Origin of the sequence: Vibrio sp. SCSIO 43133 (genome assembly GCF_023716845.1) — a bacterium.
GTDB lineage: Bacteria > Pseudomonadota > Gammaproteobacteria > Enterobacterales > Vibrionaceae > Vibrio > Vibrio mediterranei.
In genome coordinates, this window is sequence record NZ_CP068025.1 from 1,504,069 (window position 1) to 1,523,956 (window position 19,888).

15 protein-coding genes are annotated in these 19,888 nt (G+C 46.0%); 5 read left to right on the forward strand and 10 right to left on the reverse strand.

The window, feature by feature from the left end:
- Positions 1-51: 51 nt before the first annotated feature.
- The 5 genes from JKJ11_RS23620 to JKJ11_RS23640 all read left to right on the forward strand — a co-directional run bounded on the left by JKJ11_RS23620 (position 52) and on the right by JKJ11_RS23640 (position 9,436).
- Positions 52-1,476 carry a 6-phospho-beta-glucosidase gene (locus JKJ11_RS23620; protein ID WP_006069679.1) on the forward strand — a complete coding sequence of 475 codons (1,425 nt, stop codon included), beginning with the start codon at positions 52-54 and terminating at the stop codon, positions 1,474-1,476.
- A 294-nt stretch (positions 1,477-1,770) separates the two neighbouring features.
- On the forward strand, positions 1,771-4,911 hold the full coding sequence (putA, locus tag JKJ11_RS23625) for a bifunctional proline dehydrogenase/L-glutamate gamma-semialdehyde dehydrogenase PutA (RefSeq protein ID WP_252039379.1): 3,141 nt from the start codon (positions 1,771-1,773) through the stop codon (positions 4,909-4,911).
- Positions 4,912-4,922: 11 nt separating this feature from the next.
- On the forward strand, positions 4,923-5,612 hold the full coding sequence (locus JKJ11_RS23630) for a hypothetical protein (RefSeq protein WP_006069677.1): 690 nt from the start codon (positions 4,923-4,925) through the stop codon (positions 5,610-5,612).
- 80 nt (positions 5,613-5,692) lie between these two features.
- A complete protein-coding gene (gene putP / locus JKJ11_RS23635; protein ID WP_006069676.1) occupies positions 5,693-7,186 on the forward strand; it encodes a sodium/proline symporter PutP in 1,494 nt (497 codons plus the stop codon).
- Positions 7,187-7,426: 240 nt separating this feature from the next.
- Positions 7,427-9,436 (forward strand): alkyl/aryl-sulfatase, encoded by a 2,010-nt coding sequence (locus JKJ11_RS23640; RefSeq protein ID WP_006069675.1) that lies wholly within the window; start codon positions 7,427-7,429, stop codon positions 9,434-9,436.
- Between the two features lie 69 nt (positions 9,437-9,505).
- Here the strand turns inward: JKJ11_RS23640 and cydX are convergent, their stop codons facing one another.
- The 10 genes from cydX to JKJ11_RS23690 all read right to left on the reverse strand — a co-directional run bounded on the left by cydX (position 9,506) and on the right by JKJ11_RS23690 (position 19,605).
- Positions 9,506-9,610 (reverse strand): cytochrome bd-I oxidase subunit CydX, encoded by a 105-nt coding sequence (gene cydX / locus JKJ11_RS23645; RefSeq protein ID WP_006069674.1) that lies wholly within the window; start codon positions 9,608-9,610, stop codon positions 9,506-9,508.
- Positions 9,611-9,623: 13 nt separating this feature from the next.
- Positions 9,624-10,760 carry a cytochrome d ubiquinol oxidase subunit II gene (gene cydB, locus JKJ11_RS23650; RefSeq protein WP_252039380.1) on the reverse strand — a complete coding sequence of 379 codons (1,137 nt, stop codon included), beginning with the start codon at positions 10,758-10,760 and terminating at the stop codon, positions 9,624-9,626.
- A 9-nt stretch (positions 10,761-10,769) separates the two neighbouring features.
- Positions 10,770-12,350: a cytochrome ubiquinol oxidase subunit I gene (locus JKJ11_RS23655; RefSeq protein ID WP_252039381.1), complete on the reverse strand. Its 1,581-nt coding sequence runs from the start codon at positions 12,348-12,350 to the stop codon at positions 10,770-10,772.
- 66 nt (positions 12,351-12,416) lie between these two features.
- Positions 12,417-13,016 carry an HvfX family Cu-binding RiPP maturation protein gene (locus JKJ11_RS23660; protein WP_062462938.1) on the reverse strand — a complete coding sequence of 200 codons (600 nt, stop codon included), beginning with the start codon at positions 13,014-13,016 and terminating at the stop codon, positions 12,417-12,419.
- Between the two features lies 1 nt (position 13,017).
- Entirely contained in the window at positions 13,018-13,725 is a 708-nt protein-coding gene (locus JKJ11_RS23665) for an HvfC/BufC family peptide modification chaperone (RefSeq protein ID WP_164491489.1), read from the reverse strand.
- On the reverse strand, positions 13,718-14,584 hold the full coding sequence (locus JKJ11_RS23670) for an MbnB/TglH/ChrH family RiPP precursor modification enzyme (protein WP_252039382.1): 867 nt from the start codon (positions 14,582-14,584) through the stop codon (positions 13,718-13,720). The genes JKJ11_RS23665 and JKJ11_RS23670 overlap by 8 nt, the downstream gene beginning before the upstream one ends.
- Complete coding sequence (locus JKJ11_RS23675) at positions 14,572-14,886, reverse strand: hypothetical protein (RefSeq protein WP_198559339.1); 315 nt, start codon at positions 14,884-14,886, stop codon at positions 14,572-14,574. Before JKJ11_RS23675 ends, JKJ11_RS23670 begins: the two co-directional genes overlap by 13 nt.
- Positions 14,876-15,832, reverse strand: a complete 957-nt coding sequence (locus JKJ11_RS23680) for an MBL fold metallo-hydrolase (RefSeq protein WP_198559340.1) — start codon at positions 15,830-15,832, stop codon at positions 14,876-14,878. The genes JKJ11_RS23675 and JKJ11_RS23680 overlap by 11 nt, the downstream gene beginning before the upstream one ends.
- 261 nt (positions 15,833-16,093) lie before the next feature.
- Positions 16,094-18,082 (reverse strand): substrate-binding domain-containing protein, encoded by a 1,989-nt coding sequence (locus tag JKJ11_RS23685; RefSeq protein ID WP_216610697.1) that lies wholly within the window; start codon positions 18,080-18,082, stop codon positions 16,094-16,096.
- On the reverse strand, positions 18,082-19,605 hold the full coding sequence (locus JKJ11_RS23690; RefSeq protein WP_038227666.1) for a sugar ABC transporter ATP-binding protein: 1,524 nt from the start codon (positions 19,603-19,605) through the stop codon (positions 18,082-18,084). Before JKJ11_RS23690 ends, JKJ11_RS23685 begins: the two co-directional genes overlap by 1 nt.
- Positions 19,606-19,888 lie beyond the last annotated feature (283 nt).

Below are 19,888 nucleotides of genomic sequence, written 5' to 3' on the forward strand. Positions count from 1 at the left end.
TTGATAAAATGCTAGCTCATCGGTTCACGATGTACTATTTGAGGGGTAACAATGTCGGTATTTCCAGAGAACTTTTTATGGGGCGGAGCTATCGCTGCTAACCAAGCTGAGGGTGGGCACCTAGAGGGCGGTAAAGGCCTAACTACGGTCGATATGATTCCGTACGGTGACAATCGTATGCCTATTAAGCTGGGTCTACGTGAGCAAGTAGCGCTCGATGAATCGGAGTTTTATCCAAGTCATGGAGCTATCGATTTCTATCATCGCTATAAAGAAGACGTCGCGCTATTAGCGGAAATGGGCTTCAAAGTGTTCCGGACTTCTATTGCTTGGGCAAGAATTTTCCCTAAAGGCGATGAGCTAGAACCTAACCAAGAAGGGATTGCTTACTACCAAGATCTGTTCCGTGAATGTCAGAAGCATGGTATTGAACCTCTTGTTACCTTATGCCATTTCGACGTGCCAATGCACTTGGTAAACACATATGGTTCGTGGCGCAGTCGTGAAATGATTGGTTTTTTTGAGCGTTATGCTCGCACTTGTTTTGAAGCATTTGATGGTTTGGTTAAGTACTGGCTCACATTTAATGAAATCAACATCTTGCTAGCAAGTCCATTCTCTGGTGCTGGCCTGCTATTTAAAGAAGGTGAGAACAAAGAGCAGGTGAAATATCAAGCGGCGCACCATGAGCTTGTGGCAAGTGCTCTAGTGACCAAAATCGCCCATGAGATTAACCCTGATAACCAAGTGGGTTGCATGTTAGCGGGTGGCAACTTCTATCCGTACTCCTGCAAACCTGAAGATGTCAAAATGGCGCTTGATAAAGATCGAGAGAATCTATTCTTTATTGATGTCCAAGCCAGAGGCTATTACCCATCTTATGCTCAAAGAACGTTCCGCGATAAAGGTGTAGAACTAGAGATTCATGACGGTGACTTGGAGATTCTAAAGCACACTGTGGACTTTATTTCTTTTAGTTACTACGCCTCTCGCTGCGCTTCCGCTGATATGAATAAAGGCAACACCAGTGAAGCCAATGTCGTGAAGTCGGTTCGCAATCCACACCTTGAAGCCAGCGATTGGGGCTGGGTTATCGACCCTCTCGGTTTGCGTATCGCCATGAATACCCTTTATGATCGTTACCAGAAGCCGTTGTTTTTAGTAGAAAATGGCCTTGGAGCCAAAGATGTGGTGGAAGCGAACGGTGAGATTAACGATGACTATCGCATCGACTATCTGCGCGCTCATATCAAAGCGATGGGAGAAGCCATTGAAGATGGTGTGCCTTTGATGGGCTATACGCCTTGGGGGTGCATTGATTTGGTCGCCGCATCCACTGGAGAAATGAGTAAACGCTATGGCTTTATCTACGTTGACCGTGACAACAAAGGTAATGGTACGTTGAACCGTTCTCGTAAGAAGTCGTTCTTCTGGTACAAAAAAGTGATTGAATCCAACGGTGAAGATTTGTCATAACCTCCGTTTCTCATTGGTGATTATGAAGGGGTGCCTATGTGCATCCCTTTTTTGTGTTTTAAAACTGAGGGGAATGTTTAGCGAGAACGAAACAATATGTTAATTTGGTTGCGGATTGTAACGGCTCATTTTGTCTAACTCGATGTGACCTTGTATTAATTTTGTTAATAAGCGTAGAAAACAGCAAAAAGCTCGGAGTTTTTGACAAGTAATTCCTTAACACTCAAAATACACTGCCTGCCATTGTAGTAGTCCAGTCGTCTTTTGCGGCTGAGTAGAGATTGAGGAACACACATGTTTACAGCAACAGATGTGCTAAAAACGGAGTTTGTTGAGCAGCCGCTTGAACAGCTCTGGTCACTGATCTCTCCACTTTACATGGTGGATGAGTCTCAATGGTTGAAACAGCTTTTACCTCTGGCGACGCCGCAAGGCGATGAAGCCCAGCAAATCCCACAGAAAACCACCGAGCTTATCGAAGCCATCCGTGCCGATAAAAATGCCATTCAAATGATTGATGCTTTGCTGCTTGAGTACAGTTTAGATACTCAAGAAGGCATTTTGCTGATGTGTTTAGCAGAAGCGTTAATGCGCATTCCTGATTCTGCAACGGCTGATGCGCTTATTCGCGACAAACTGAGTGTCGCTGATTGGAAATCTCACCTGAAAAATTCTGACTCTGTGTTTGTCAATGCGTCAACATGGGGTCTTATGCTGACGGGCAAAGTTGTCGGGCTTGCTGAGTCTGAATCACAAAGCCCAGCAAAAGCGGTGAACCGTTTAGTCAACAAGTTCTCAGAGCCTGTGATTCGTAAAGCCATGTATCAGGCCATGAAGATCATGGGTCATCAGTTTGTTTTGGGCCGCAGCATTGGTGAAGCTCAGAAGAATGGCAAAAAGATGCGTGATCGCGGTTTTACCTACTCTTATGACATGCTAGGTGAAGCGGCGCTCACTAAATCTGATGCTGACAAGTATTTTAAAGACTACCTGATGGCGATCGAAGCAGTAGGCAGTGATAAATACGGCTTAGATACTAGTCCAGCACCATCAGTTTCAATCAAGCTGTCGGCACTTCACCCTCGCTACGAAGTCGCTAACGAAGAGCGCGTGCTGACTGAGCTTTGCGATACGTTAACTCAGCTTCTCACTCGAGCACGAGAGCTGGATGTGGCGATTACGATTGATGCGGAAGAAGCTGACCGTCTTGAGCTATCACTTAAATTATTTGAGAAAGTGTATCGTAGCGACGTGGCAAAAGGGTGGGGCAAGTTTGGTCTGGTGATCCAGGCTTATTCCAAACGTGCACTTCCTGTTTTGGTTTGGGTTAACGCTTTAGCGAAGCAGCAAGGCGACCTGATTCCACTCCGCTTAGTGAAAGGTGCGTATTGGGACAGCGAAATCAAATGGTCTCAGCAAGCGGGCTATGATGCGTACCCTGTCTATACCCGTAAAGAAGCGACCGATGTTGCATACCTAGCGTGTGCTCGATTCCTATTGAGTGAAAACGTGCGTGGCAATATTTTCCCGCAGTTTGCGAGTCACAATGCACACACAGTGACGGCCATTGCGACAATGGCTCAGCACACTGATTACGAATTCCAGCGTTTACATGGTATGGGTGATTCACTTTATGACCATGTGATGGATACGCATAAACAGCCAGTACGAATCTACGCACCAGTGGGTAGTCACAAAGACTTGCTGCCATACCTAGTGCGTCGTCTGCTGGAAAACGGTGCAAACAGCAGCTTCGTCCACCGCCTTGTTGATGCGCGTTGTCCTGTTGACAGCTTAACTGTTCATCCGGTAGATGCATTGCTTGCCAATGACACCCTACACAACGCTAATATCGATCTACCTCCCGCTATTTTTGCCGATCGTAAAAACTCCGTGGGTGTGAACGTTGATATTGAGAGCGAAGTGAAAGACTACGAGCACAAAGTTGAAGTGTTCCGAGCTAAGCAGTGGCAAGGTGCTCCGATCATTAATGGTCAATTGCAATACGAAAGCATGATCAAGGAAGGTGCTAACGTTGATACGATCACTGCGCCTTATGATCGCCGTCTTGTCGTGGGGCAAGTGGCTATGGCTAAACTTGATCATGTTTCCGAAGCTATCCGAGTAGCAGAGCAAGGTTTCACTAGTTGGTCGCAGACGCCATATGTTGAGCGTAGTCAGTGCTTACTAACACTGGCAGACAAGCTAGAAGAAAATCTTCATGAGTTGGTGGCGATTTGCCATCAGGAAGCAGGTAAGACCATTCACGACAGTATTGATGAAGTGCGCGAAGCGGTCGATTTCTGTCGTTACTATGCGAAACAACCACATATTTTTGAAACGCAATCGGTACTTGGTTTTGACGGTCAGTCAAAAACATTGACACGCGGCGGACGAGGTGTGTTTGTTTGTATTAGTCCGTGGAACTTCCCACTGGCGATTTTCCTAGGTCAGGTCACGGCAGCATTGGTTGCGGGTAATACCGTTGTGGCTAAACCTGCGGAGCAAACTTCTCTTATCGCTGTACGTGCTGTTGAGTTAATGCTTGAAGCAGGCTTCCCTGCTGATGCGATTCAACTGATTACTGGACGCGGTGCTGATGTAGGTCAGGCGTTAACCTCGCACCCAGCGATTGCTGGCGTTGCCTTCACTGGCTCTACGCCAACGGCCCAGCGCATCAATAGCACGCTTGCAGCACGTCAAGTTGCGCCAGTACCATTTATTGCAGAGACCGGCGGTCAAAATGCGATGATTGTTGACTCGACCGCACTGCCTGAGCAAGTCGTTCGCGATGTTGTTCGCTCTGCCTTCGCTTCTGCCGGACAGCGCTGTTCTGCATTGCGTGTTCTGTTTATTCAAGAGGACATTGCGGAGCGTGTTATTAACCTGATTCAAGGCGCAATGGATGAGCTTAAAGTGGGCTTGCCATATCTGCATGCTACCGATGTGGGCCCAGTAATTGATGCCAATGCGAAGCAAAAACTACTGGCACATATTGATGCGATGGCAAAACAAGGCAACAAAGTGGCGCAACTGTCGCTTGATGCTGAGTGCCAAGAAGGGGATTTTGTACCGCCTTGTGCGTTTGAAATTTCTGATATCTCTGTGCTAACGGAAGAACATTTCGGTCCCATTCTCCATATCGTCCGCTTCAAAGCATCTGAACTACCAAAAGTGGTTGAGAGCATTAACTCTACAGGCTTTGGCTTGACGCTAGGTGTCCACAGCCGTAATGAATCGACGTACGAGTGGGTGGAAAAACACGCTCGAGTGGGGAACTGCTACATCAACCGTGATCAAGTCGGTGCGGTGGTAGGGGTTCAACCATTTGGAGGACAGGGTCTCTCCGGAACTGGACCAAAAGCAGGTGGCCCACACTACCTATATCGCTTTACTGATGTCATTAACGCCAACGCTAATCAAGCGGCGAAATAAGGAGAAAAATCATGGTCAATAACGCAACTATTTTCTCCGATGTTTTGACAGCATGGGAAGGTTGGAATCTTAGTGATTTTGCTGAGCAACGTGAGTGCTTACTTTCTGCTCAGCGTAATATGAATGAACTGAACGCTACGCTCGCTAGCGTGATGGCATTCCATATTCAACAAGCTAACGTGTTATTAGCTAACCCGCATGTGATGCCAGGGCCAACGGGTGAAACCAATGAGCTTTATGCGGCGGGGCGTGGTGTGGTTTTAGTGGTTCTAGAGAGCGAAGAAGCACAAGCTAAGATCGCGGCAATGGCGCAAATTACCGCAGCACTTATCGCTGGTAATGGTGTCATTGTTTGTTCTGGTAACGACAAGTTTAATCAAATTTTAAAATCGGCAGTCGAGCGTTCTCAACTGCCTACTAACCTAGTTCAATTTGTGGCTTTAGAAGAAGCTTCCACCTTTATCGAGTTCGATGTACGAGTGGTTGGTCTTGTTGGCTCTAAAGACACTGAATGGCAGGTTAACCATCAACTGGCTAATCGCGATGGAGCGATAGGTCTTTTGGTGTCTGAGACGGATTTGGTGCTGCTGCCTGTGGCGCACGATCCGAATCTCGTGTTGAGGTTCATAACAGAAAGAACAAGAACCATCAATATTACAGCAGTGGGGGGCAACGCTACTTTGCTTGAGCTTGGTAGCTAGTGACATAAGGTTACGGACCCCTACCAGCCTCCAATATCACCGTTATGTTGGAGGCTGTATTCTAGGATGAGGAAATAATAATGATTCAAAATAGCTTCGCTATTACAACTACTTTCATCGCTTATTTGGCGTTGATGCTCGCTATCGGTGTGATTGCTTACAAGCGCACGGCCAATTCTAGCGACTACTTTCTAGGTGGTCGTTCATTAGGACCATGGCCAGCGGCTTTGTCTGCAGGTGCATCGGATATGAGTGGCTGGCTACTGCTAGGTCTTCCTGGCTATGCGTATGCAGCAGGTATTGAAGCTTTCTGGCTTGCTGGCGGCTTGCTGGTAGGTACATGGCTAAACTGGCTAATCTGTGCAAAGCGACTACGTACTTACAGTATTACTACTGACGCACTGACCCTGCCTGAATATTTGTCTCGTCGTTTTAACGACAATTCAAAAGTGATTCAGGTTGTATCTGCGTTCTTCATTTTGCTTTTCTTCCTTTTCTATACCAGTTCTGGTCTAGTGGCAGGTGGTAAACTGTTTGAAACAGTATTTGGCTTGGATTACACCATTGCCGTCATCATCGGTACGGTATGTGTTGTCTCGTACACGTTATTCGGTGGCTTCCTAGCAGTATCTTGGACTGACTTAGTTCAGGGCCTATTGATGGCAGCGGCACTGATGATTGTTCCTGTGATTGGTATGCAAGGTGGGTTCGGTCAGCTAACGTCTGATCTTGAAGCCATTAACCCAGAGCTTCTTACTCTATGGAATGACACGAAAGGCCAGCCGCTATCTGCAATCGCTATCATCTCTCTAGTGGCATGGGGTCTAGGTTACTTTGGTCAGCCACACATCCTCGCGCGTTTTAAAGCATCTCGTTCAAACAAAGACTTAACGACTGCTCGTCGTATTGCTGTAGTTTGGTCTGCGTTGTCTATGCTTGGTGCAATGCTAGTGGGTGTTGTAGGTCTGGTTTACACTACAGGCACTGGTGGCGATGTACTGGCAGATGGTGAGAAAATCTTCATGTTACTAGTTAATGCGCTATTCCACCCAGTAGTCGCTGGTATCCTTTTGGCTGCAATTCTCGCGGCTATTATGAGTACAGCGGATTCTCAGCTATTGGTGTCTTCGTCGGCGTTGGCAGAAGATTTCTACAAGCAAATCATCAACAAAGATGCGACATCTGAGCAAGTAGTGATGGTAGGTCGTGTCGGTGTTATCTTATTGTCAATTATCGCACTGGTTCTTGCGATGACTCCAGACAGCTCGGTACTTGGACTAGTGTCTTATGCGTGGGCTGGGTTCGGTGCTGCCTTTGGTCCTGCAATCCTACTAAGCCTATACTGGTCTGGTATGAACCGTAATGGCGCTATCGCGGGTATTTTAGTTGGTGGTGTGACTATCGTAGTTTGGAAACAGCTAACTGGCGGCATCTTCGATATCTACGAAATCGTTCCTGGGTTTATCCTATCTTGGATTGCGATTATGGTAGTTAGCTCAATGACTGGTGGCCCAGACAAAGCGGTTCAAGCTCAGCATGAAGCATTTGAGAAGAACCTAATCGAGTTAGACTAATCACCATGTTTGTGATTTAGCATAGTTAATACATCAAATGGCCCTCAGTTACTGAGGGCCTTTTTTTTAGTTCTATTAATACAAAAAAGTGTATGCCAATCAGACAATTGAAGATAAATCTCAATAACTGAATCATATTTAATCGACTTCTAAATTCTGCACTATCGTTCAAGCGAATCGGTTTGATTAACATGCACCTCGTCAGCTTAACAAAGCAAAATAATTTTGAACGAGGTATCCATGAAACAGTCAACTAAAACGCTCTTCACACTCCTTCCGCTTACTATGGTTATGGCCCAGGCACTCAATGCCGCGCCATTAGATAGTTATGACTTCACTGCTAACTCAAAGGGTGCAACGTCATACACGGCAAAGGCCAACCAAGAGGTTTACAAGCAGTTAGACTTCAACAATAAAAAAGCGTTTGAAGAAGTAGATCGCGGCTTTATTGCTCCCCTAGATAATGGTGGATTCATCAAAGGTATTGCTGATGTGCCAGCAATGCAATTTGTGCAAGGTAAACAAGCGCCAGATACGGTGAACCCGAGCTTATGGCGTCACTCTCAGTTGGTAAACCGTGGTGGTTTGTACGAAGTGCTACCAAACAAAATCTATCAGGTACGCGGTAATGATGTGTCTAACTTAACCATCATCGAAACGGACAACGGCATCATTCTTTACGATATCGAATATTCACCAGAAACCATGAAAGCGGCTTATGAGCTTTACGCGAAGCATCGAGGCAACCGTCCGTTAAAAGCTATCATCATTTCACACTCTCACACCGACCATTATGGTGGCATTGAAGGTGTTATTAAGTCAGGTCTTGCATCTGAGGAAGATATTGCGAGTGGCAAGATTCCAGTATATGTACCACAAGGTTTTGTTGAGCATGCCGTAGGTGAAAACGTACTGTTTGGTAACATTATGAGTCGTCGTGCTGTGTACCAATATGGCTTCCTGCTACCGAAAAATGAAAAAGGTATTACCACAGCAGCGCTAGGTCCGCTGGTGGCTGCGGGTGCTAATGGCTTGCCAACTACGGTTCACGAAATCACTAAGCAAAAAGAATCGGTTACCATTGATGGTTTGCAATTCGACTTCCGTTTGGTTCCTGAATCAGAAGCGCCATCGGAAATGGTCTTCGAAATCCCAGCTTGGGGTGCGGTTTCTATGGCTGAAGACGTTAATCACCTTCAACACAACATTTACACGATGCGCGGCGCTAAAACGCGTGACGCTGGTAAATGGGCGAAATACATCAATAATGCGATTGTTGAATGGCACGACAGTGCGAAAGTGCTATTTGGCCCTCATACATGGCCAACTTGGGGTAACGAAGAAGTCATTAACTACATGAAAGGTCAGCGTGATTTGTACAAAGCGATTAACGACCAAACCACTCGATTAGCTAACTACGGTTATCGTCCAAGAGATATTGCTAAGAAGATCGAAATCGCTGACCCGATCATGAAACAGTGGAACAACCGAGATTACTACGGCAACTTCGAAAACAATGTCATTGCTACCTACGTTAACAACCTAGGTTGGTTCGACGGTAACCCAGTGGAAATAGCTCGTCACACTGATGCAGATACCGGTAAGCGTTATGTTGAGAGCTTTGGTGGCGAGGATGTCGTGATTGAGAAAGCGCTGGATTACTACCAACAAGGTGATTATGCATTTACTGTTCAGCTGCTAAACAACATTGAGTCGTATAACAAAGACAACAAGAAAGCCAATTACTTGATGGCTGATGCGTTTGAACAACTAGGCTTCCAAGAGGAAACCGCGCTTAATCGCAACTGGTATTTGACGGCTGCAAAAGAGCTTCGTAACGATAACTTGTTGCCACAAGTTGTGAACTCAGCAGGTCCAGATGTGATTAAAGCCATTCCTTCTGATTTGATGATGGATGTGTTCGCAACACGTATCGTTCCTCAGAAGTCATTAGACGCAGGCCGAATTGCCTTTGATTTTGAATTAAACGGAGAATCATTTGGTGTAGAAGTCGAGAATGGTGTAATGAACTCAGCGCTGGATTATCACCCTCAAGATTCAATGGGTACGATCAAAGCCGATAACATGACGCTGTTTGGTATCATCAGCCACAAACTGACAGTAAAAGATGCCCTTGCTACTGGTGCGTTAAAAGTAACCGGAGACCAATCGGTACTGAACAAGTTTATGGGCGTTCTAGATAGCAATATCCCAGCAAACTTCAACTTGATTCAACCGCGTATGAACTAATCGTACAAAATAAGTAGACAAACGAGAAAGCCCACGACAACGTGGGCTTTTGTCTTTTCAGACAATGGATTAACCATCCATATCTTCTTTATTGCGTTGCTCTAACCACATCGCATTGATGACCCCGAAGGAGCATGCGAGCAACACACCTAGAACCCAACAGATATACCACATACGTTTTATCTCCCTAGTACAGCGATGTGCTGTTGTCTTCAATGAATTGCTTGTCGATTCGGCCGAACATCTTGTAATAACACCAAGTCGTGTATCCAAGGATTACAGGGACAACCACAACGGCGACCACTGAGATGATGCTGAGCGTTTTGTAGCTTGACGTGGCATCCCACAACGTCAAGCTGTGAGAAGGTACTAAACTTGATGGAATAATCATTGGAAACAGCGCAATGCCTGCGGTCAATATGATGGTTAGAATTGCCAAACTCGAGCACAAAAATGCCCAGCCACCGCGCTTCGCCATGGACAGCAGCGCCGAGAAAAGTAGCATAGCGCATGCCCCAAGGGGTACGATAAATAACGTAGGGTAGCGAATAAAGTTATGCAGCATATTATGGCTGACAACCGAGACCTCTTTGCTTACTGGGTTTGAAACGCCATTGGTATCGATAAGGCTTTGGATGATATAGCCATCTTGGCCATTGGCGATGACGCCACCGACAACGAACATAATCAGCGCGGTACACGCGGTCCACACTGCGATGGATCGCGCTCTTTCATTAAGCTCTCCCACCGTTTTTAGTTGCAGGAAGGTAGCTCCTTGAAGCAGAGTCATGGTCATCGCGACGACACCGCACACTATGGGGAGTGGAGTAAACAAGCTCCAAAATCCGCCCTTATAACTGATCATCAGCAATTCATTGAGCTCGAATGGCAGACCTACAAATAAATTACCAAAGCCAATACCAAATACTAAAGGTGGTACGAGACCACTGACCGTTAAAGCAATATCACAAGCGCGTCGCCATCTAGGGTCGTCAATTTTGTTTCGATAATCCATGCCAATAGGGCGTAACCATAGCGCGGCAAGAACCAGAACCAGCGCCAAGTAAAAACCAGAGAAAGCCGTAGCATAGACGGCAGGCCAGATGGCGAAAATCGCTCCCCCCGCAGTGATCAGCCAAACTTGGTTACCGTCCCAATGTGGCGCGATGCTATTGATCATAATCCTACGTTCAACATTACTTCTTCCGGCAATAGGCAGTAGTGCGGCGACGCCCATATCGAAGCCGTCCGCGATAGCAAAGCCGATGATCAGTATGCCGACGATCGCCCATGTGAAGAGGCGGAGTGTTTCATAGTCAAACATATGATCTCCTTATTTGTAGTTGTCTATAACATTGTCGAGTGAACGGTTTTGTTCGTGATAGTAACGCCCGGTTTTCAGTACACTTGGCCCGCGGCGGGAGAATTTCACCATCAAATACATCTCAGCGATAAGGAACAGGGTATAGAGCACGTAAACGGCTCCTAGCGAAATCCAAATATCACTGGCCGCCAAGTCTGAAGTGGCCATACTGACAGGCAGAACTTCACCAATGGCCCACGGTTGTCGGCCATACTCAGCGACAAACCATCCAGCTTCACAAGCTATCCATGGCAATGGAATCGCCCAAAGTACTGATTTAAGTAGCCATCGTTGGCTGCCGATTTTCTGACGGCAAACTTGAATAAACGAAAAGCCAATCAGCGCGAACATCAAGACGCCACACACCACCATAATTCTGAAGCTCCAGAACAGTGGTGCGACTTGCGGAATGGTGTCTTGTGTAGCCATTTTTATTTGTTGTTCGCTGGCATCAGAGACATTGGGTGCGTATTTCTTCAGCAGAAGACCGTAGCCAAGGTCAGACTTAACGTCATTGAACTGAGCGATGTTCTCGGCGGTTTTATCACCATTTCTTAAACGCTGGAGTAAACCATAAGCGATCATTCCGTTGCGTATTCGTTGTTCGTTGATTGCCATGAGATCACTGATACCCAACACAGGTTTATCCAAAGAGCGTGTTGCGATAATGCCCATGAGATAGGGGATCTTAAGCGCATAATCGGTTTCCATGGTTTCTTGATTGGGAAGTCCGAAGACGGTAAATGAAGCTGGTGCTTCTTCGGTGTGCCATTCCGCTTCAATCGCTGCGAGCTTAACCTTTTGAACATCGCCAAGTTCATAACCAGATTCATCGCCCAGCAGAAGTGTGGAAAAGATGGCAGCCATGCCAAACGAACAAGCGATAGCAAATGAACGTTTTGCAAATGCTACGTCCCGACTTTTCAGCAAGTAGTAAGCGCTGATACCCATGATAAATAGTGCACCAGTGGTGTAACCTGCGGCGACGGTATGAACGAATTTCACTTGTGTCACTGGGTTGAAAATCACGTCGGTGAAACTGGTCATTTCCATACGCATTGTTTCAAAATTGAACTCAGCACCGACAGGGTTTTGCATCCAGCCATTAGCCATCAAAATCCAAAGACCAGAGAAATTTGAACCCAGTGCAGTAAGCCAAGTAACTGTGAGGTGTTGACGCTTACTTAACCGATCCCAACCAAAGAAGAACATCCCGACCAATGTCGATTCAAGAAAAAAGGCGACTAGTGCTTCAATCGCAAGCGGGGCCCCAAAGATGTCACCAACGTAGTGAGAGTAATAGGACCAGTTGGCACCAAATTGAAACTCCATGGTTAAGCCGGTTGCAACCCCTACGGCAAAGTTGATCCCAAAGAGCTTGCCCCAGAACTTGGTCATATCCTTGTAAATGGTTTTGCCCGTCATTACATAGACCGATTCCATAATGGCTAGCAAGAATGATAGCCCTATGGTGAGAGGCACGAATATAAAATGATACAGCGCGGTACTAGCAAATTGCAGACGCGACAGATCAACGACATCTGTTAACATAGCATCCCCTTCCCGCTACGAGCGTAGCGGGTAGAAATAGTAGAAAGATTGGTTTTTATTTGGTGATTAAGCGTTTGCAGGCTTGTTTAGAAAGGGCTTTTTTAGCCAGTAATCGAGGCTTAGATAACGACCACCGCCGTAGACAAAAAGCACCATTAACATCACGAAGTAGGTGGCAGCGAATTCCATACCGTTGTTGAGCATAACAGGGTCACCAAGTTCGGTGATGTAGTTGTAGCGGCCCGGAAAGTTTTCCGCTAACCAAGTGATAAAGCCGTTTAGACGAATGGTTGATTCCATACTCCCTGTCGCAATCGCATCCCAGCCATGTTTCCAATGCACCATGGCACTGGCCACACTCATCATAAAAATCATAGGAATCGCGATAATGCGAGTAAACAAGCCTAGGGCTATACAGATACACCCGACGACTTCAGTTGCAGCTGCGAGGAACGCAAGAAGTTCTGGAAACGGGAGGTTAAGTCCACCGTCTGCTACGGGGGCGCCAAACCAGGCAACCGTGCCTGCGAATCCCAGTACTTTAGAGCGCGCTCCGACATAGATAACCGGAACCAAGAAAAGACGAATAGACAGTAGAACCAAAAAGTCGATTTTTCGGCACTTGTCGATAAGGTTGTCATACCAAGTTAAGACTGACTTAATCATTTTATTCTCCTAGGGTGTTGATGTTTAACAGCCCGAGATGGGTGAAATGTTGTATCCAAAGACGTACATCGAAATCGGCGAGTTGAGCTTCAGTTTGTTGTTGGAATGTCTGTAAGCTCGAACAATATGAGGGTTGAAGGGTCTGAATCAGTGCCACATCGATGGGCCGAAGTTTTTGTGAGACAACATGGTGTTGAGCGTTTCGAAATACCGCGTAGTAGTTTGGTGGAGTGCTATCGGTTATTTGTATTGAGTGACTAGACACCTCAAAAGGCAACTCCACTAAGTGCAGAGTGGGATTGCAGCTCAAGGTGTATTGCTCAGGGTTCTGATACACAATGTCACTGCAAGACTCGATATTGATTCGAGTTTGGTCAATTTCTGCGCTGAAGGCGATCCACTCGTATTCAAGTACCATAAGGTCAAGTTGGTTGACCCAAGTACCATGCTGAATGAACTGCACGAACTCTGTCGCGATGTGATGAAACTCAGGTTCCATTGCACAATGCTGCAACAGAAAGTCTTCCACTAACTGAACCAAAGCTTGATGACCGACTCGCTCAACGAAAAAAGGAAAGGTGTTGTTTACGACACCAAAAACGTTGTCGCGAATAAACTCACCGTATTGGCATCCTTCAGTGCGACCTAATCGTATCTTCTGCGCAAGCGCTTCAGTTTGCTGAAGCATCAATCCTGGAGGGCTAAGCATAGAGGACCCCACTTTCAGACAGCTGGACTTGTCGTTCAGCAGCTTTGACAACTGCATGGATGTCTCGTAGCTCTTCAGTAAGGACGACCAGTGGTGGCACGTTGTGGTCTCTCTCTAACAGCAGTGGTTTGTTGCCGTGGAGGTTAAACACATAATGAGCCAATTCAATTACCGAGTCAGGGACTGGTTTGCCATGAGTATCGAGTAATGATTGATCACTCTGCTGCAGATGTCCTGCAATGTGGTAATAGCGAATTGCGTCGCTCGGCAAGGTTTGCAGCATCTCATAAGCATCAAAACCGTGGTTGATGCTGTTGACGTAGACATTATTGATATCCAGCAGCATCTGACAGCCAGATTTCTCGATAAGCTCTGCAAAGAACTCGCCTTCAGGAATGTCGTTGTCATAATTGTGATAAAACGAGATGTTTTCGAGCACCAAAGGCCTAGCGACCACGTCTTGCACGCGTTGGATTCGAGAGGCTAGATAGTCGATATTCTCTCTGCTTCTTGGGATCGGTAGTAGGTCATAAAGATAGCCCTGACTGTCCCGAGAAAAACTCAAATGGTCGCTGTAAATCTCGATATCAAACTCATTAAGAAAACGGGCGACATCTTTCAGGTAGCTTTCGTTTAACGGCACGCAATCACCAATGGATAGACTAAGACCGTGAGCAACCAAGGGGTATTTGTCAGCGATTTGCTCCAAACGCTCCCGTTTTGCGCCACCAAGATTCATCCAGTTTTCAGGTGCGAGCTCAAGAAAGTCGATATCGGGATGCTTAGGCATGTCACTCAGCATATCCACATGCTCCATACGCAGACCCAATCCCTTGCTGGTGTTGGTTATTGTCCGCATACTCCACCTGTCACCTTACTGTTTGCTGATGTCACTGCGTCCGCAGGCGCATTGATACCTTGACCAGAGAGGCCGCACTTCCCGTCACGCGCGCGCACTAACTTATCTTGTGGATCGCTATCGAGCTCTTGTTTTTCAAAGCGTTTTTCGGTTCCACATTTACCTGCGGCACATTTACCGCCATGCTGTTCTGTTGGCTGAGCGGTAACAGGAGCTTCAGCAGATTCACTGATAGCAGCGAGTGCCGAGTTCATTGATACCAGTGAGCTGAGTGCGATTGAGATAGCCATTTTATTGTTCATTTGAAGTCTCCTTGAAAGACGCCATTGGGAAGCTCGACAGATCACGAGCAGAGAATATTTTTCCTTTGTAGTACTTTTTCACGATCTCCACTGACTGTGCTTTACGCTTGAGGCCTAGCCCCATCCAGTGATTTAAAATCAGTAGCTTAGGATTAATTTCAGCGGCAATTTCCCCCACGGTCGAAGGTTTCGCATGCATAAACGATGAGATAGCATCGGCTTCTTCGTGAATGGCCATAGGCATGACTAGAATGTCAGCGCCTTTGGCAAAAGGAATGAAGGCGGGATTACTGCCATTTTGGTCTGCAGAAATAACAATGACGCCGTCCTCACTTTCAATTCGGTAGGCCAAAGTAGGTACATCTCCATGAGGGATGCCGAGTGCATAAACAGTAAGCCCATCTAATTGGTAGATTTTTTGTGGTGTGGTTTCTTGATAAGAAACATCGGTGAGGGTGATTGGGAACAGGCCATCTGAGCCATCATAAAGTCCATTAAGGTAAGCGTAAGCTCCGTGTTCCTGATTGAACATCGCATCCATATAGCCTGTTAAACTCGGAAATGCAGAACCAGCTTCTGGACCGGTGATATCTAGTGCGTCCTCACGTTCGAAAAAGTAAGCGCCTTTAAGCAGAGCTGGAAGATCGGCAACGTGATCGGTGTGGAAGTGAGTGATGGCTAAAAGATCGAGGTCTTCGAGTTTGCCTCCTGCTTGGCCAAATCGTAGGTAGTTACCGCCACCCGCGTCAATCATGATTCTTGATTTGCCTTTCCACCAAATCAATTCTCCCGATGAGGCGCGCATATCATCAGAGATGGGACCTCCAGAACCAAGGATTTGTAGGGTAAAGTCTTTATCTAGGGGTTCGAGATTGATTGCAAAAGATTGTGTCGCCCCAAGTGAGCAACTTAGCGCGACTGCCAGCGCTTTTATCGGCCATTTCATAACCATTTCCTATCGTTTTTGTCATCGACTACTTTTGGTCAAAGCGTGAAAGTGCAGACAGGGAATCATCAAGTTTGTTGATCTCTGTCAAAGCACGCCGATACGATAAGGAAAAAATAAGGTTAAGTATGTATGAATATATTTAATGTTACGTTTAGTTAATATGAACGAAAAATAGCAACGGACCTCCAGTTATCCTGTAAGGTCCGTTGTGCTTAGAGGTTGTTTTGTTGAGTCAAATTCAATTGTTTTTCAACAATTTTAGTAGAGAACGGCTTTCGCTTTGTCTGAGTCAATATTGTCTTTGGTTACATAAACAACACCGGTATCAATATAAGATGCGACTTTCTTTCCGCTCAGGATTTGAGAAACCGTTTCTACACCCATGTTACCCATGCCGTAAGAAGACTGGACAACGGCACCGTCTAACACACCATCACGAATAAATTGTTGGATATCTGAGTTACCATCAAAGGCGACCGCAACAATTTTTCCAGTGTAGCCGCGTTGTTGAATAGCACGTGCCATACCTACCGCTGTTGGTTCGTTAGAACCGAAAATGCCTACTAAGTCATTATTCGAAGCTAAGACGTCAATAGTTTGGTTTAGAGCGGTAACCATATCCGCATTGGAGTAGTAAGGACCGATAACTTCGTAACCTGCCGCTTCAATGGTTTCTTTAAAGCCACCGTCACGCTCCATAGCAGAGCCAGATCCAGCAGTAAAGCTCATCATGGCCACTTTGCCTTTCTTGCCATTGAGTGACTTGATCATTTTTTCTGCGGCAAGTTTCCCTGCTGCACGGTTATCAGTAGATAGGAAAGCTTGGTGATACTTACCGTCGTCATTAAGGCCTGAGTCGATAAGAGCAACAGGAATTCCTTTCTCCCATGCTGCCTTAAGTGCAGGTACTAATGCGTTAGGGTCAGTAGGTGCAACTACAAGCCCAGATACTCCGCGGTTTAGTGCGTTTTGTATCATGTTGACCTGCTCATCAACCGCAGTTTCTGCTGCTGGTCCTTGGAAAGTGATGTTGTATGCAGGAAGCTCTTTAGAGGCATCAACTGCACCACCTTTAACATTTTGCCAAAAGTTGGAGTTTTCCGTTTTGACAACAACCGCAATCTCTTTCTGAGCAGCAGTAGCATCAGTGGAGTGGCCAGCAAAGGCAAATGCGAGTCCCATCGCAGCGACAGTAGCAATCTTATTAACTTTCATATCTTTAACATCCTTTTTGGATTTTGTAGTAGGGTTTTTCACTTTTGTGGTTTGTTGCATACGGTATTGGTCGTACGCCACGGTAGCGATGATGACGCCACCAATTACGATTTGTTGAACGAAGAAGCTAACGCCATTCATATTTAGGCCGTTTCGCAGGACACCGATAATAAATGACCCGACAACCGCACCAAATACAGTTCCGACTCCACCCATCAAAGAGGTTCCACCGACCACGGCAGAAGCAATGGCATCAAGCTCTGCCATGACCGACCCATTTGGCTGTGCAGTAACAAGTCGACTCGCAATAATGACGCCAGCAAGTCCTGCTAAGAAACCAGAGGCGACATAGGCAGCGGTTTTGACTTTTTGAGTATCGATACCGGAAAGACGAGCGGCTTCTTCGTTTGATCCTATTGCGTATAGGTAGCGGCCAAGGCGCATTTTCGTTAATAGGAAAGAGAATGCTGCAACTACCAGCAACATGACGAGCACGGGATAAGGTATGCCTGCAAATTTAATGATTGGGAAACCATTCTCACCAATCTCAACCATGCGGAATAGTGCGCCATTACCTAAGTAAGAGAAGGACTCAGGCATCCCTGAAACTGGGGCTGCATTAGTGATGTAGAGTGCTACACCACGAGCCATCATCATCATACCTAGTGTTGCGATAAATGGTGGGAGGCGCAGTTTAGATACACATAGTCCGCTAATAAGACCACAGAAGGCCCCTGTCAACACTCCTACAGCCATACCCACGGGAACTGGCATTCCAGCATTTACTGCCATGGCTGCGGTAACCCCTGAGAGCGCCATAACTGAGCCTATGGATAAGTCAATGCCACCTGTTAGTATCGTCAACATTACACCGATACCTATAATGGTGATCGTTGATGTTTGAAGGCCTACGGTCATGGCATTGTCCATACTAAAAAAGTGTGGACTAGTGATGGAGAAAGCAATAATTAGTGCGAATAATCCGCCTAGCGATGCTAACTTCTGTAGCATATCCTTGTGTTTTTCGTTCATCACACTGCCTCCTCATATAGTGGGAACATGTTTTTAACTCCTGTTGCGTATTGCATAATTTCTTCTTGAGTCGTGGCTGCGGTTTCAAGCATTGCGGTCATCACTCCCTCTTTCATGACAATGACTCGATCAGACATACCTAATACTTCCGGCAACTCAGATGAAATCATGATGACTCCAATCCCATGTGTTGCTAGCTCATCTAAAAGTTCGTAGATGGCGTATTTGGCACCAACATCGATACCTCGAGTAGGCTCATCGAAAATCATGACTTTCGCATCTCTAAACAACCACTTACCAATCACTACTTTTTGCTGGTTACCACCAGAGAGGTTTCCAACCAACTGTTCGACGGTGGGGGTCTTTATTTGCATCTTGTCGATGTATTGATTCGCTGCGTCTACCTCAGCTTGATTGGATATTATTCCGAGATTCGAACTCACTTTGTCCATTGAGGCCATAGTTGTGTTCTCTCTTATGGACATTTTGACGGCAATGCCGTTTAGTTTTCGGTCTTCGGAGAGGTAGGCGACGCCGGCCTTGATTGCGTCAGAAGGAGTACGAATGACCTTCTTTTGTCCGTGGACGAAGAGTTCGCCGTCAGTGAGTTTATCGGCACCAAACAGCGCTCTAGCAAGCTCTGTACGTTTCGCACCGACTAAGCCTGTAATTGCTAAGATCTCGCCTTTACGAAGGTCGAAGTTCAATGGTTGGAAGACCCCTTCCCGAGCTACATTCATTACGGAGAAAATGAGGTCGTCTTGAATAACGGCTTGCTTTGGTGGGAAGTGATTATCCAGAGTTCTGCCAACCATTTTGGCAATGATCTCATCCATCGAAATTTCACAAAAACGATGGTTTGACACATACTGACCATCTCGGAAGATAGTTATATGGTCACATATCCGACGTAGTTCATTCATTCGATGTGAAATGTAGACGATGGCGACACCTTTGGCTTTAAGCTTATCGACCAACTCAAAAAGCGCATCGATTTCTTTATCCGTTAGAGCTGAAGTCGGTTCATCCATAATGAGAATTTCAACATCAAAGCTAAGAGATTTAGCAATCTCGACCATTTGTTGTTTTGCTACAGACAAAGTATTTACAATGTCCGTCGGCTCTACGTCTATATCGAACATCTCAAGTAGCTTCTTGGCTTCTGACCTCATGGTTTTATAGTCAATTAAGCCGTTTTTAAGTGGTTCTCGAGCGAAGAAAATGTTCTCTGCCACGGACAGATGAGGAATAAGGTTCAGCTCTTGGAAAATCATGGATATGCCGGCTTTTTGGGCTTCCAGAACAGAATCAAATGCGACCGTTTGCCCTTTATACTGAATATACCCTTCGTCAGCTTTATGCACGCCTATCAACACTTTCATTAATGTTGACTTCCCTGCTCCGTTTTCACCCATTAGGGCGTGCACTTCGCCTGCCCGCAATTGAATGTTCACGTTTTGCAGAGCTTGAACGCCGGTGAAAGCTTTCGATATGCCACTCATCGTGAGTAATGGACTGCTCATATTGGTTCCTTGCAAATTGGAAAGTTATTCTTCTCAGCAGGTGTACCTTCTCTGCTGACGATTTCCTTATGAACAAATAATATACTCGAAACATTTCGAATGGTAACGAAGTCTTACGATTATAAGGGGTCGATCACATAATTGATGACTGTCTCAACAAAGTAAACTGGGATGCCACTAGGTTTTTGGATGTAAAATTTTAATTTAAGATTATGATTTATAATATAAATTATTTATTATTAGCAATGGCTAGATAGTAGGTATATTTTTAGGACTAAGAGAG